Raw genomic sequence first — 14,182 nt, 5'->3', positions numbered from 1 at the left:
GCCGCTCCCGCCCGCCACTGTCGGACTAATCGTTCGCCGTCAACACATAGCCTGCATTGCGAACCGTCCTCAGCAAGGACCGCTCGAACCCCGCATCGATCTTGTGACGCAACTTGCTCACATGCACATCGATCACGTTCGTTTGCGGATCAAAGTGATAGTCCCAGATATTTTCGAGCAGCATGGTACGCGTGACGACCTGGTCCGCGTGCCGCATCAGGTATTCGAGCAACTTGAATTCGCGCGGCTTCAGCGCGATCGGCTTGCCGGCGCGCGCCGCTTTGCGTGCGAGCAGATCGATCGAGAGATCGCCCACCTTCAACGCGGTTTCCGCGTAGCTCTCGTCCGAGCGGCGCACCAGCGCTTCGAGCCTCGCTAGCACCTCGCCGAACGCAAACGGCTTGACGACGTAGTCGTCGCCGCCCGCCTTCAACCCGCGAATCCGCTCGTCAACCTCGTCTAGCGCGCTCACGATCAGAATGGGGACGCGATTTCCCGCTGCGCGCAAGCGTGCGATGATTCCCAGACCGTCGATACCGCCGGGAAGCATGCGATCCATGATAATTGCGTCATAGGTCTCGCTTTCAGCGAAGAGCATGCCGTCACGGCCGTTGTCCGCGCAATCGGCCACATGCCCCGCCTCCATCAGGCCTTTTTTCAGAAATCCGGCGACCTGTTCGTTATCTTCGACGAGCAAGATTTTCATTTTAATTCGAGAACTCCAAAACCCTCCCTAATCGCCCCGGCGTCCAGGCTCACCCGGGTTCAGTGCGCCCCGCTCTTGCGCCCGATAGCAAGCTCGATCGAATCGAGCAATACCTCTTCCGCAAAGGGTTTGCGCAGGAAACTGACCGCGCCGTGTTCCATCGCCCGCTGCACCGACTCGTCGTCGCCATGCGCGGACATGAACACGACAGGGATACGCCGTTGTTCCGCGTTCAGTTGCCGTTGCACTTCGAGACCCTGCATGCCTTGCATTCTAAGGTCGAGTAAAACACACAGCGCATCGTCGACCATCGGGGAGGCGAGGAATTCCTCTCCCGATGAAAACGTCATACTCGTATAACCCACTGCCTTAAGCAGGTTCCCGACGCCACTTCGTACCGAGGCGTCATCGTCGACGATGCAAACAAAGCTCATAGCTGCCAATACTCCAATTGCGCCGACGTAGTAACAGAGACAAATATCCGGCGCGATATTTACTGCATCAGGATGCTCACCGCGTCCGACGTATCAATTCCCACATTTTCGCCAGCTCAATGAGGGTCTTTGCCCGCATCTTGGTCATCACGCGCCGTTTGTGCACCTTCACCGTCACTTCCTGCGTGCCCAGCTCATGCGCGATCTGCTTGATCATCCTGCCTTCCACCGCGAGTTCGAAGACATCCCTTTCACGCGGCGTCAGCGACGCGGCACGCTGCAGCACCTCCGCGTTGAATGCGCGCTCCGCGAGGTTGGCCTCGTCCTGTGCAAGCGCCCGCCTGACCGCGTCGAGCAGTTCTTCGTCGTCGATCGGTTTGGTGAGGAATTCATGCGCGCCCGCCTTGATCGCACGCACCGACATCGGAATGGACCCGTACCCGGTCAGAAAAATAATCGGCACCTGCACGCCCTTCTGCGCGAGCTGGCTCTGGACGTCGAAGCCGGTCGTGGATTGCAGGTTCATATCCAGCAGGATGCACATGGGCACACTGGGCAAATCTTTTGACAGTATCTCGGCGGGCGACGCAAAACCCTGCGCGTTGAAACCCGCTGAGCGCAGCAGGCGCCATAGCGCGTCGCGCACCATTTCTTCGTCGTCGATCACATACACCATCGACTCGTGCTGCGAAGGACCCGGCATTTCAGATTCCAGAGAAATTGGGATTTGAGTGCCGTCATGGTACATGAGGCCAGGCTCCGAAAGGCCCTCTCCAAGTCTCATTGCCGCCCACTTCACCGCGCTGCGGCGGATTTCGCCGCAAGGCTGCTGCCAAGCGTCGCCGGCCTGAAACCGCGCTCGTAAGGCTGCTGGTAAGACCGCGCCAGATAGGCCGCGTTTCTCGTCAGCACGTCATCCGCCTCGTCCGATTCGTACAGTTTTCGCAGGGCATATTCGCGCGTCGATTCGAGCAGGAAATATTCTTTGGCCCTGCTGTCGAAGGTTGTCATGACGACGCACTTGGAAGCAAGGCCGACAATCGCCTCCGTCACTTCGGCGGGCGACAGGCGCTGACAGGCAGCAACGGCACAGGCCGCATCAAGGGAAAACCTTGCCGGCAAAATACCGAGCCGGTGCAGCACGGTCCGCTCCGTCGCGCTGAGAAGCTGATAGCTCCAGTCGAGCGTAGCCTCCAGCGTCTGCTGCCGTGGCGGCGCAGTACGACGGCCGCCCGTCAGAAACTGGAACCGGTCGTCGAGCTCGGAAACCGTCTTGCGGATGCCGAACACTGCCGCACGGGCCGCTGCCAGTTCGAGCGCAAGCGGCAAGCCGTCGAGCCGGCGGCAGATCGTCGCGACCATGTCGAGGCTGCCAGGGTCGGTGTCAACGCCGGCATTGAGTGCGCGCATCTGCGCCAGAAACATCCGTACCGAACTGCAGTCTGAAATTGCCTCCGGGCCTGCCTCGGCGCCCGGCGTGTCAAGCGGCGCGACCCAATAGAATTTCTCGTCCCGAGTTCGCAACGGCTCGCGGCTCGTCGTCAGAATGCGCAGGTCCGCGCTTGCCTGGACAAGCAGTTCGCACACGGTTGCCGCCGATTCGATCACATGCTCGCAGTTGTCCAGCACGACCAGCAATTTGCGCCCCTGGACCGCGGCGACGAGCGACTGTAGCGGAACGTCGCCATCGGCACGGCCGACGCCCAGCGCTTCGGCGATCATGCTGACAACGCGCTGGGCGTTCTCCACCGCGGCCAGCGTGATGAAGCACACTTCCCTGTCCGACAGAGCCGCGATCGACCTCGCCACCGCGATGCCGAGTTGCGTCTTGCCGATGCCCCCTGGTCCAAGCAAGGTGACAATCGGCGTCCCATTCAAGGCCCGCGTGATTTCAGCCATTGCGCCTTCGCGCCCAATCAATGGCGCATGGCAAATCGGCAGACCGCTCACGCGCGTCGCGCCTGCCTGTCCGCCCTGAACGGCTCCGGCGAGAGCAGCCGGCTCATTGCCTTCGGTTGGAATGGCGAGCCGGTAACCCCGCCCCGAGATCGTGCGAATCGCCTGTTTGTCCGCTCCCAGGATCCTCCTGAGCGCCGACAGTTGGACATGGATATTATTTTCTTCCACCACCGAATTCGGCCACACGCGCCGAAGAATCTCGTCTTTCGTGACAGTCTTGCCCCTCGCCTGGATCAGCAGCTCGAGGATATCGAATGCCCTTGACCCGACCTGGACCAGCCGATCATCCAGGTACACCTCGCGCATGTCCAGCGACACTGTTACTCGACCGATCTTTATCATGCTGCACTCACGCCTGGTTGATTAGCGGGACGGGCACGTTCGAAGTCCGCACCCTTGGCACTTACGTTGCCGGAGTGAGGCTTGCGTCGTTAGAACCATACTAATTGGGAAAATCATCCGAATCTATTACCCATAGGGATACGTACCCACGGTTGCGGCGGGCCACGGCTCAAACCCGCCAGAAGCGGTCCGGGGCGCATTAGCCACACCAGGCCGCGTCCTCACATCACACCTTGGTATGACTTCCTCATGCGTTCGCAGGATCACGCCTCCTCGGGATAGATGCCCGCGGACACAAGGCAAACGAATGCCGTTGCCTTTAATACGCACTCCACCGAAGACAGCAGGAATCCCAGCGGAAACACCCGGTATTCGGCAGGCAGGCCGAATGCAACGGCCATCAATCCAATCGTGCAAATAAACGCATAGGCGATGCGCGCTGAACGGCTTCCGGCCAGAACGAAGGACACGAGCGCCAGCCATAGCGCCTTTGCCGCGACGCAGCAGACTGCCTCCTGTGTGGTGCGACTGAACCAGACCTCAAATGGAAGCTCGCAGAGCGACCAGACGGCCGTCGCGATGACCACCCGCCGTGTCCATCGCCCGAGTACCGGCGCATCAGGCGCCGGCAGATCGGACGCGGGCCACGCCTTCATATCGGCCAGATCGGCATCCCGCAGGAACGCCGGATCGCTTCGATTCATGTCGTGTTGTGTATTGTCCAGGTAGCGCATGATGGTTCTCCAGGTTTCTTCTCGGACTCTGACGCGAAGACCGCGGGGACGCTGCCGCCAACGTTCAAGCCGCCTCTGCGTGTTGAGAACATTATTCGGCCGCCTGATCCGCCGATCTTTCCAGATCGCCTGTGCGGTTTCGAAAATGCACGGCACACAAGGCGCCGCATTCGGCGTGCGTGGCGCGCGTACCGATCGGCGTGCGAATATGAAACGGGCGGGCGTTTGAACAAGCACCGTGCGCAACAGCGAGCCATGATCTGCACTTCATGTTCCTCAACGAACGTCAAGTCACGCTTCGCACCGCGGGAGTTCATCATGCATCTCACTGGCGTACTCGATCTGTCGCGCGCCCAGTTCGCTATGACAGCCCTTTTTCACATCATGTGGCCGATCCTGACCATCAGTCTTTCGGCCTTCCTCGTACTGATCGAAGTATTGTGGCTGCGCACCGATAACATCCATTACTATCGGCAAGCGCGCTTCTGGAGCAAGCTGCTGGTGCTGAACTTTGCGGTGGGCGTGGTCAGCGGCATCCCGATGGAGTTCCAGTTCGGCACCAACTGGGCCGGCTTTTCCCGTTACAGCGGACAGTTCTTCGGCAACATCCTCGGCTTCGAAGGCGCGATGGCTTTCATGCTCGAAGCAGGTTTCATCGGCGTGATGCTGCGCGGCTGGGGACGCGTGCCGCGCGGCGTGCATCTCTTCGCCACCTCGATGGTCGCGCTGGGCTCCAGCATCTCCGCCTTCTGGATCATGGTCGCCAATTCGTGGATGCAAACGCCGGCGGGCATTACGGTCCAGAACGGCAAGATCGTCGTGACCGACTACGCTGCCGCGATCTTCAATCCGGATATGGTCTGGGGGGTCACGCACATGTGGGTCGCGGCGATCGAAACCGGCATGTTCGTGATCGCCGGCATTTCCGCGTGGAATCTGTTCAAACGCCGTAATCCGGATTTCTTCGCACGCTCATTCAAGATCGCGCTGCTGGTGCTCGTATTCGCCGCGCCGATCCAGATCTGGCTCGGCGATTCGAGCGGCGGCAGCGTATTCAAAACGCAGCCGGCAAAGGGCGCGGCGATTGAAGGCAACTGGATCACGAACAAGCCCGGCACCGGTGCGTCATGGTCGTTGCTCGCATGGCCGAACCAGAAGGCGCAGCGCAACGACTGGTCGATTGAAGTGCCGGGAATGCTGAGCATTCTCAGCACCCATACGCTGCACGGCCAGGTCAAAGGCCTCACCGATTTCCCGCCGGCCGAGCAGCCGCCGATGATTCCGCTGCTGTATTACGCGTTTCGTGTGATGGCCGGCATCGGCTTCGCTTTCATGGCGCTGGCGTTCTGGACTGCGTACGTGCTGCGCAAGACGCGCGGCGACCTCGAGCGCCTGCTCGCTCAACGCAAGCTACTGCTCGCATGGGTCCTGTGCATTCCCCTGCCCTATGCGGCGGTCGAGGCCGGCTGGATCGTGCGCGAGGTAGGCCGCCAACCTTGGGTCGTGTACGGGCTGTTACGCACGAAAGACGCTGTGTCGAGTGTGGCGCCGACGTCGGTGACCCTGAGCATGGTGATGTTCTTCGCCTTCTATGTGGTGCTGCTGCTCACCTTCTTCGTGCTCGCGCGCAACTGGCTGCGCACCGGTCCCGATCTCACGTTGATCCCGCCCGCGCCAGTCAAAGCCGAAGCCGCGGCGACCGTTACCGGGTACTAACCCATTCCCGTTACGAGGACATCTCATGGACAACGCGATTCACACGACGCTCGCATTCACCTGGTTCGGCCTGATCGGCCTGATGCTGGCGTTCTACGTGGTCACCGACGGCTTCGACCTCGGCATCGGCATACTCAGCCTGCTACGCAAGCGCCGCGAAGATCACGACGTGATGGTGCAGACGATCGGCCACGTCTGGGACGCCAACGAAACGTGGCTCGTCGTGCTCGGCGGTGCGCTTTTCGGGGCATTCCCCGAGGCGTATGCGCGGCTTTTGCAGGATCTGTATCTGCCGGTCATGGCGCTCATCGCAGGTCTGATCATGCGCGGCTCCGCGATCGAATTCCGTCATAGCGCGACGCACGGTCCACTGTGGGACAAGGTCTTCGGCATCGGCAGTCTCATCGCCGCGATCGCTCAGGGCGTGGTGCTCGGCAAGGTCATCACGGGATTCCTGCCGGGCGAACGGAGCGGCGTGTTCGTCACCGTTTCGGCGGTCGGCGTGGTGGCCGGTTATTCATTGCTCGGCTCGACCTACCTCGTCAACAAGACCGTGGGGGAGCTCGAACAATGGGCGCGCCGTCTCGCGCTGCTGAGCGCCTTCGTCACGGTCGCGGCGGCCGCGCTGCTGACCGCCGCGACCTGGTTCATCAGCGCGGTCGGCCATGACCGCTGGACCCAGCGCGGCGTGTTTCATCTGCTGATCGGGCTCGGCGCGGCCGCGGCGTTCGCATTCGCCTACGTCGTGGGCGCGCTCTCCATGGGAAGATCGCGCGCGCCATTCCGCGCGTCGGTCGCCCTGTTCGGTGTGTCGTTCATTGGCCTCGCGGTCAGCTTCTTTCCCGACTTCATTCCGGGCAAGCTCGGCATCGTCGAAGCAGCATCCGACTCTTCGACTCTCGTGTTCATGCTGATCGGGATCGGACTCATCTTCCCGGTGATGATCGGCTACAACCTCTATCAGTACTACATCTTCCGCGGCAAGGTAACGGCTGGTTCACACGTGGCTGAGCGGCCGTCGCATTAAGAGTCTGAAGTCCAGCCCAGGCCCGATGTACGGCCGGCTGGACGACCGCATGGCAATGCTGGCGGCGGGTAGCCAAACGCGCTGCCGCAGCCGCAAATGCCTGCCTGGCGGGGCTGCTAACGGTTCTTAGCAAAGGTTAACTGACGCGCCAAGGGGCACGTCCATGAGAATAGGTGCTGACGGATCAGGACACCATTAACCTTCCTACATTGGGGCACTCAATCATGAAACTGGGACGTTTCGACATTGATCTGGGAATGCGTCGCTTGCAACTGGATGGCCAGCTCGTTCGTCTCGGTTCTCGCGCCTTCGACATTCTTGCGGTGATCGTCTCCGCAGGTGGGCGTCTGGTGACGCGAGACGAGTTGATGAATGCAGTATGGCCAGGCATCATCGTCGAAGAAGGCAATATCGATGTGCATATGTCCGCGCTTCGCAAAGTACTCGGCGCGAATCGGGATCTCATCGTCACGGTGCCCGGTCGCGGATACCAACTTGCACGGCCTCAGATTCAGTCGGCGCCGGACCAGCCCCGGTCGCCGGCAACGGTGAAACCGTCCTTGCCGGCCCGTCGCGCGGCGCTTGTAGGACGGGATGCCGCGGCCAGCCAATTGCGCGAAGCATTGGATCGAGCGCCGGTCGTGACGCTGACCGGCACGGGTGGTGTCGGCAAGACCAGTCTCGCGATTGAAGTGGCCCACCAGCTGGCTTCCCAGTTCGACGAAATCGTCTCGTTCGTCGAGTTGGCTCCGCTGAACACAAAAGAAGCCGTGCTGCGCGCGATCATGGAAAGCTGTGGGCTACCGGTGGAAAGCAGCAGCGTTACCGTCCCGTCTCTCGCAGCGGCGCTGTCTGAAACACCACGACTGCTGTTGCTCGACAGCGCGGAGCATATCGTCAGCAGCGTTGCGGAAATCGTCGAGCCGTTGCTCTCGCAAAACGATGCGCTGCGGGTGCTGGTCACGAGTCGGGAACCATTGCGCATCCGCTCGGAGATGCTCTTCAAAGTCGACCCGCTGGACGTGCCGAAAGCCGATTCCAACGATGCAGACATTCTGCGAAGTCCCGCCGTCGACCTGTTCATTCAGCGTGCGAATTCGCTGCAGGCAAACGTCTGCACCGATAAGGGCGAAGTTCAGCTGATCGGCGAGATTTGCCGCAGACTGGACGGCATCCCGCTTGCGATCGAGCTGGCCGCGGGCCGTGCGGAGGCGCTGGGCGTCGAAGGTGTGCGTCGGCGCCTGGATGACCGTTTGGCGATTCTGACCGGCGGCTATCGCACCGCCATGCCACGCCACCGAACGTTGCGCGCAACATTTGATGCAAGCTTTGCGCTACTGAGCGAAACCGCTCAGTGCCTGTTCCAGCGCCTGTCCCTATTCAATAGTCCGTTCACCTTCGACTCGATGCGCGCCGTCGTGTGCGATACGGAACTGCCCGAAGAGGATGTGATCGATGGAATCGGCGAACTGGTGGCGAAATCGCTTGTGAACGTCATTCTCGACGAATCGGAAGCGAAGTATCGGCTGTTCGAGTCCACGCGCGCCTATGCCGCCGACAAGCTGCGGGATAAAGCCGACATGCGGCTGGTTGCGTCGCGCTATGCGCAATTTGTGTCGATGAACTTCGCGGCGGGCGCCAACCGTCATCACGCGGCTGCTGACGCTGCGGCGGATTCGCTGGTCATCGCATAGGGATACGCGCGGCTGCAAGGATGACCAGCGAGTCGTCAATCACCAAGGAAGCAACGTTCGACCGCCAGATCGACTAAAGCGTCGCGCTCAGAGTGCGACGGCGTTGTCGAGCACGGTGCGCAGAATCATCGCACCGGAGTTGAGCGGCACGGGACGGCAGGGCCGGGGCTTGTAGATCGCATCGCCCGGCTGGATCCCGCGTCCGCTCATGGCGCAAACGCCGGTCACGCGCGCGCGGCTTGCGTGCCAGACCTGATCGCCATAGGAACAGCGGGTCGGGTCGCGCCATATGACCGTTGCGGTCGACTTCGACGGCCGGTCGATCACATGCACCTGGACTTCAAAGCGTTTCCCCATGACCGGCAGCTCGCAATTCTTGCGGCCGTTCCGGGAAACCGCCGCGGCCAATTCGTTGACGCCAGCGTCGGCTCCGCCGGACAGGACAGACAGCAAACCAAGGGTTTGCATCCAGGGATCGGTGAAATTCGCATTCGCCAGCATGATTGCACTCCTGTTTCGGATAATCCGGTTGATCATCGAGGCGGCTCTGTTTAGCGATCGCCATTCGTTTTCCTCCTCCAGCAAAATGGGGTCTCCCCTACCAGGCGTTTGAACACCGTCGTAAAGTGAGCCTGCGATCGGAAGCCGCAGCTCAACGCAACGTCGAGCACGTTGTGTCTCGACTGGGCTAGAAGATGTTGTGCGTGTTCGATCCGGCGTCGCAACAGGTATTCGTGCGGACGCATGCCGGTCGCGCGACGGAACTGCGAAGCGAAATGCATGCGGGTCAACCCCGCGCTGCTGGCAATGTCCGCGAGACCGATCGACTCGGACAAATGCGCGTCGACATATTCAATCGCGCGGCTGAGCCGCCACGGCGGCAATGCACTCGCTTCGCGGGTCTGCCGTTCGGCAACCGTGAAGTGACGTGCGATCACGCGCGATACGATTGCGAGACTGACGCTGTCCGTGAAAACCTGACCGAGCGCGGCGTCGTCAGACTGCGACACGGCAAGCGCCTGACCGAGACGTTCGAGCGCCGGATCGCGCACGAGCTTCGGATCGTCGATACGAATATCGCCCGCATGCGGGTGGCCGAACATGTCTTCGAAGCATTCGCCAAGCACCTCTTGGGAGACGAATAGATGCAGGACGTCACCCGGCGACTCGAACACGGCGCTGCATGGCACCTCCGGTGCGGTGATCTGCACCGCGCCCGCAGTCACCCATCCACGCACGAGCGTCCTGCCGGCGTGAACGAACGTCAGCGACGTGCACTTCAGATTCATGGCGACACAATGGAGAGCGGCGCTGCCCGGATTGACAACCTCCAGTGGCTGGGCATCGTTCCGGGTCCAGCGCGAGACGAGAATATTCCTTCGCTGCCGCGCGCTGGCATCGGTGTCGCCGGGAGTGCGCCATTGATCCTCCACGGCGATCGGGCTACCCCGACTCCTCTGCACGACGTGCGCAGCGGGCGAAGTCAACGAGCTGATCATGGTCTGGTCATCCGATTGGTGGTGAGACAGTGCCCAATTGATCGGGCCCTGTGATGGCTCCAAGGTATCGCACCGCAAATACTCCAACTAGCCCTACATACGGTTGCCCGCAATGACCAATGGTAGGGTCGACTCATATCCAGGTTTAGTCATGTCTCAAAGGATGCGGACGGCACGGCCCCCGTCTGGCCGCCGCGAGCGCCAGAACATGGGGATTAAGACGGGATAGAGGCGGTATTCTTGCCAGAAACGGTGAGCGGCCTATACACAGGTATGAGATCGATGCCGGTGATGAGCGCGTGAACCACGCGCCAACAACGGACGGTCCCGCACGATGTGCTCAGGTACGCGAGTTGCGCGCCGCCGTCATGCCTTGCGGCGCCTTGATGCCGAGCGCCTCCGCCTTTAGCACGAAGTCGGCGAGCGAACGTGCGCCCATCTTGCGCATCGCCTGACCGCGATGAATCTTGACGGTGATTTCGCTCAGATTCAATTCGCCCGCGATCTGCTTGTTCATCAGCCCGGCCGCGACAAAGGCCATGACTTCGCGCTCGCGCGTGGTCAACGATTCATAACAACTCCGCAGATCCGCGACGGACCGGCTGGCCGCGCGTCGCGTCTCGTCGCTCGCCAGCGCATTCGCGACAGCATCCAGCATGTCCTGGTCACGAAACGGCTTGGCCAGAAAATCCTGCGCGCCGGCCTTCATGGCTTTGACTGTCATCGCGATATCGCCGTGGGCGGTCATGAAGACGATCGGCAAGCTGAGTTGACTGGCCGCGATCTGTTCCTGCACCGCGAGCCCGCTTTGACCTTTGAGGCGAACGTCGAGGATCAGACAACTCGGCACGTCCGGCATGTCGTAGGCGAGGAATTCCTGCGCGGAGCCGAAGGTTTCAACGCCGAGTCCGACCGAACGCAGCAACATGCTGACGGCCTCGCGCATCGACTCGTCGTCATCCACGACATAGACCACGGTGTGGCCCGCGTCGCTGCCGGCACTGCTATGCACATCACTGCTCATGACATCTCCCTTCATCAACGGGCAGGATGAACTGCAGCACCGCGCCGCCTGCTGCCGGCGATTCGGCCCAGATACGGCCGCCGTGTGCCTCAACGATCGAACGGCAGATCGACAACCCCATGCCCATGCCCTCGGCTTTGGTCGTAAAAAACGCATTGAACAAATGGCGGCTGTTTTCCTCACTGATCCCCGTGCCCGAATCCTGCACGATCACCTGCACATGCTCGTGGTCGAACCGGCGCGTGGCGATCCGGAGCTTGCGCGGCCCGGTCACATCGGCCATGGCCTGGACGCTGTTCATGATCAGGTTGATGAGCACCTGCTGCAGTTGCACACGATCGCAGCACGCCGTGGGCGGGGGCGCCACGAGGTCGCTTTTCAGCTCGACGCGGTGGCGCTCGAGTTCGAGCCGCATCAGTTCGATCGATTCGCCGACGATCCCATTCAGATCGACCGTAACCGGAAGACGGTCGCGCTTTTTGGCCATTGAACGGATCCGTTGAATGACCTCGTCCGCGCGCTTCGCATCGCGGATCATCTGCGTGACAGATTGCGCCGCTTCGTCGATCTCCGGTGCAGGACGGTTCAGCCAGCGCAACGCGGCACTGCCGCACGTCACGATAGCCGCGATCGGCTGCGTAACCTCGTGCGCAACCGAAGCAGCCATCTCGCCGAGCATGGTGATGCGCGTGACGTGAGCGAGTTCCGCAGTGGAGCGCGCGAGCGCTTCCTGAGCGAGATTGAGCATTTCTACCTGTTCATGCAACATCGCCGTCGCGGCCATATTTCTCAATGCCAGTATCGATGTGATGGCGATCGCCAGCAGGCTCACCGCGCACCGCGCAATCGCGCCGCCAGAATAAGCGCCATTGTGCGAGATCATGAAGCCGAGCAACATCAGCACCACACAGCCCCACGCGGCCGCGATCGTGGCCGGGCGGTTGCCGGCCGAGGCGACCAGCAGCACCACCACCCCATAGAACACGGCTGCCGCGATATCAAGGGAAGTCAGCGCGGCGATCCCGAACACGGCGAGCGCGATCACGGCTGCGAGCGTCGACACGACACGGACGTCGGGACGCACCGCGGGGGAAGCGCGTCGGCAATTTTTCATGGCGGGCGGATCAACAGGCCGCCGGCCGGCAATTGGCCGGAACGGAACAGACAGGCGTGGACATAGGCGTTCGAAACGGCGTTCATTGACGAATACCGGAAGCCTGTCCATCTGGATGACGGCCAGGATGGCTGTCAGGGCGCATGACACTCAGACCTACCGGTGACCGATAGCTTTTAAGCTGAATGTGATCATGCGGGGGCGCACGTCAAGAGCGGTACTTATTTTTCCTTAATCGTTCCAAAATCACGGCTGCGCGGCTACCGCCCCCGGCCGCCGCGCAAGCGCGTCCGTCAGTGCTGACCGTATTCCTGGCGTGCCACCGGGATGGTGCGGACCTTCGCATACTGAAAGGCCGGAATCGACTTGACCGCGTCGCGCGTGGCGCCCGCCCACACGAGCTTGCCGTTCACATAGTCCAGTTGCGACATCGGAATCGCTACGTCGTGCTGCGACACGCCGAGAAACTGATGAGCCGCCACGATCGCGAACGAGGCCGCGTTATCAGGCGCGATGATGATGTCGTGGAGTACTCCGACTTTCTCGCCATTGTCGTTATAGATGCTCTTGCCCAACAGGCTCTTCTTGGTACTCCAGCCTTCGACGATGAGCTGCGACTCTTCCACGCTGACGCCGATGGTCTGCGTGCCCGCGACCTGTGCGCTTGCCGACTGGCACACCGCACCAAACGCCGACGCGGCCAGAAATACAAGTGCCCACTTTACCTTCATGATAATTTTCTCCAGGAATTGCGTTGGTTTCAAAACGATAAATTGCACCAGGATGGGGGTGCCTGTGGTGTGGCGTGCCCATGTCGCGCTGACCACTACTTTGAACCGGTTGCGCTCGCGGTGTTTTCGAATTCGCACGGTTTCGGTATTCATGCGCTCAAATTGTGGTGCCTTGTGCGCCGCCGTCAGAGCAATGATCAATGGCTGCGCTGCGGCCTCAGCGTCACCGTGCAGGTCATGCCCATCGCTAGCTTGACCCCGGCGGGAATCTGATCAAGATGAATCCGCACCGGCACACGTTGCGCGAGCCGCACCCACGTGAAGATCGGGTTGACGTCCGCCAGCAGATCCCCGTTGCTGGTTGGGTTATCCCGATCGGCGATACCGCTCGCCAGGCTGTCGACATGCCCCTGGATGTCCTTGCCGCCTGACATCAGCCGCACGACCGCCTGATCGCCGACATGCACGTGCGGCAACTTCGTCTCTTCGAAATAGCCGTAGACCCAGAACGAATGAGAGTCGATCAGCGCCATACGCGCGACGCCGGCGGTAGCGAAATCGCCGGGATACAGGTTCAGGTTGGTGATATAGCCATCCGACGGCGCGTGCACTTCGCTGCGCGTCAGGTTAAGCAACGCGGTCTGCCGCTCGACCACGGCTGCTTTGTACAGGGCTTCCGCCGCGCCATAGGCAGCGACGTCGGCGGAATAGGACGAAGCGGACTGCCTCGCGAGCGACGCCGAATCTTGCCGGCTCTCGTCCGAGATCACATCGCCCGCGAGATTGGCCCGGCGCGCCGCCTGCGCGCGCTTCATCGCGAAGCTGGTTTCGCTGGCGGTCATCTGCGCCTTGGCCTGGGCCATCTGTGCCTGGGCCCGCTGCAGATCCGCGTCGGCTTGCGCGACGGCATAGTGAAAGCGGGCCGGATCGAGCACGAACAGAATGTCGCCTTGGCGTACCAATTGGTTGTCCCTCACGCGCACCTCGCTGACCAGCCCCGACACATCGGTTGCAACCTGCACGACCTTGGCGCGGACCCGGCCATCGCGGGTCCACGGCGAAAACATATAGTCCAGCCACAGCATGCGAACCAGCACGATCGCCACCACGAGAAGGGTCAGCGTGAAACTTGCACGCAGGATGGATTGCGTTTTCATCTTCGTTACCGGGCGTGAGCTGTCAGTGAATTCATGGGGACCTGT

14 protein-coding genes are annotated in these 14,182 nt (G+C 61.4%); 3 read left to right on the top strand and 11 right to left on the bottom strand.

From position 1 onward, the window contains the following. Positions 1–25 precede the first annotated feature (25 nt). From P3T25_RS06355 to P3T25_RS06335, 5 genes are all read right to left on the bottom strand, one after another. Positions 26–706: a response regulator transcription factor gene (locus P3T25_RS06355; RefSeq protein WP_154558257.1), complete on the bottom strand. Its 681-nt coding sequence runs from the start codon at positions 704–706 to the stop codon at positions 26–28. Positions 707–765: 59 nt separating this feature from the next. Then, entirely contained in the window at positions 766–1,140 is a 375-nt protein-coding gene (locus P3T25_RS06350) for a response regulator transcription factor (protein ID WP_154558256.1), read from the bottom strand. Between the two features lie 76 nt (positions 1,141–1,216). Next, positions 1,217–1,843, bottom strand: a complete 627-nt coding sequence (locus tag P3T25_RS06345; RefSeq protein WP_154558255.1) for a response regulator transcription factor — start codon at positions 1,841–1,843, stop codon at positions 1,217–1,219. A 92-nt stretch (positions 1,844–1,935) separates the two neighbouring features. Beyond that, positions 1,936–3,441, bottom strand: a complete 1,506-nt coding sequence (locus tag P3T25_RS06340; protein WP_408516548.1) for an ATP-binding protein — start codon at positions 3,439–3,441, stop codon at positions 1,936–1,938. Positions 3,442–3,704: 263 nt separating this feature from the next. Further along, a complete protein-coding gene (locus tag P3T25_RS06335; protein WP_154558253.1) occupies positions 3,705–4,175 on the bottom strand; it encodes a hypothetical protein in 471 nt (156 codons plus the stop codon). A 318-nt stretch (positions 4,176–4,493) separates the two neighbouring features. Here P3T25_RS06335 and P3T25_RS06330 point away from each other — a divergent pair, with 318 nt between their 5' ends. The 3 genes from P3T25_RS06330 to P3T25_RS06320 all read left to right on the top strand — a co-directional run bounded on the left by P3T25_RS06330 (position 4,494) and on the right by P3T25_RS06320 (position 8,612). After that, positions 4,494–5,891 carry a cytochrome ubiquinol oxidase subunit I gene (locus tag P3T25_RS06330; RefSeq protein WP_171925570.1) on the top strand — a complete coding sequence of 466 codons (1,398 nt, stop codon included), beginning with the start codon at positions 4,494–4,496 and terminating at the stop codon, positions 5,889–5,891. A 25-nt stretch (positions 5,892–5,916) separates the two neighbouring features. Next, complete coding sequence (locus P3T25_RS06325) at positions 5,917–6,918, top strand: cytochrome d ubiquinol oxidase subunit II (RefSeq protein WP_154558251.1); 1,002 nt, start codon at positions 5,917–5,919, stop codon at positions 6,916–6,918. Between the two features lie 224 nt (positions 6,919–7,142). After that, a complete protein-coding gene (locus P3T25_RS06320) occupies positions 7,143–8,612 on the top strand; it encodes an ATP-binding protein (RefSeq protein ID WP_154558250.1) in 1,470 nt (489 codons plus the stop codon). 87 nt (positions 8,613–8,699) lie between these two features. On the opposite strand, the gene P3T25_RS06315 is transcribed toward P3T25_RS06320, so the two are convergent. The 6 genes from P3T25_RS06315 to P3T25_RS06290 all read right to left on the bottom strand — a co-directional run bounded on the left by P3T25_RS06315 (position 8,700) and on the right by P3T25_RS06290 (position 14,137). Next, a complete protein-coding gene (locus tag P3T25_RS06315; protein ID WP_154558249.1) occupies positions 8,700–9,113 on the bottom strand; it encodes a DUF3331 domain-containing protein in 414 nt (137 codons plus the stop codon). A 50-nt stretch (positions 9,114–9,163) separates the two neighbouring features. Next, entirely contained in the window at positions 9,164–10,111 is a 948-nt protein-coding gene (locus P3T25_RS06310; RefSeq protein ID WP_154558248.1) for a helix-turn-helix domain-containing protein, read from the bottom strand. A 340-nt stretch (positions 10,112–10,451) separates the two neighbouring features. After that, positions 10,452–11,135: a response regulator transcription factor gene (locus P3T25_RS06305; protein ID WP_408516547.1), complete on the bottom strand. Its 684-nt coding sequence runs from the start codon at positions 11,133–11,135 to the stop codon at positions 10,452–10,454. Continuing rightward, on the bottom strand, positions 11,125–12,249 hold the full coding sequence (locus tag P3T25_RS06300; protein WP_408516546.1) for a sensor histidine kinase: 1,125 nt from the start codon (positions 12,247–12,249) through the stop codon (positions 11,125–11,127). The genes P3T25_RS06305 and P3T25_RS06300 overlap by 11 nt, the downstream gene beginning before the upstream one ends. A 293-nt stretch (positions 12,250–12,542) precedes the next feature. After that, complete coding sequence (locus P3T25_RS06295) at positions 12,543–12,980, bottom strand: PRC-barrel domain-containing protein (protein WP_154558298.1); 438 nt, start codon at positions 12,978–12,980, stop codon at positions 12,543–12,545. Between the two features lie 197 nt (positions 12,981–13,177). Beyond that, positions 13,178–14,137 (bottom strand): biotin/lipoyl-binding protein, encoded by a 960-nt coding sequence (locus tag P3T25_RS06290; RefSeq protein ID WP_154558245.1) that lies wholly within the window; start codon positions 14,135–14,137, stop codon positions 13,178–13,180. Positions 14,138–14,182: the final 45 nt, after the last annotated feature.

The organism is Paraburkholderia sp. GAS32, from assembly GCF_050434225.1.
In the GTDB taxonomy this organism is placed as follows: Bacteria; Pseudomonadota; Gammaproteobacteria; order Burkholderiales; family Burkholderiaceae; genus Paraburkholderia; species Paraburkholderia madseniana.
Note: the sequence above shows the minus strand (reverse complement) of the source record. Positions and strands in the feature narration are given on the sequence as shown.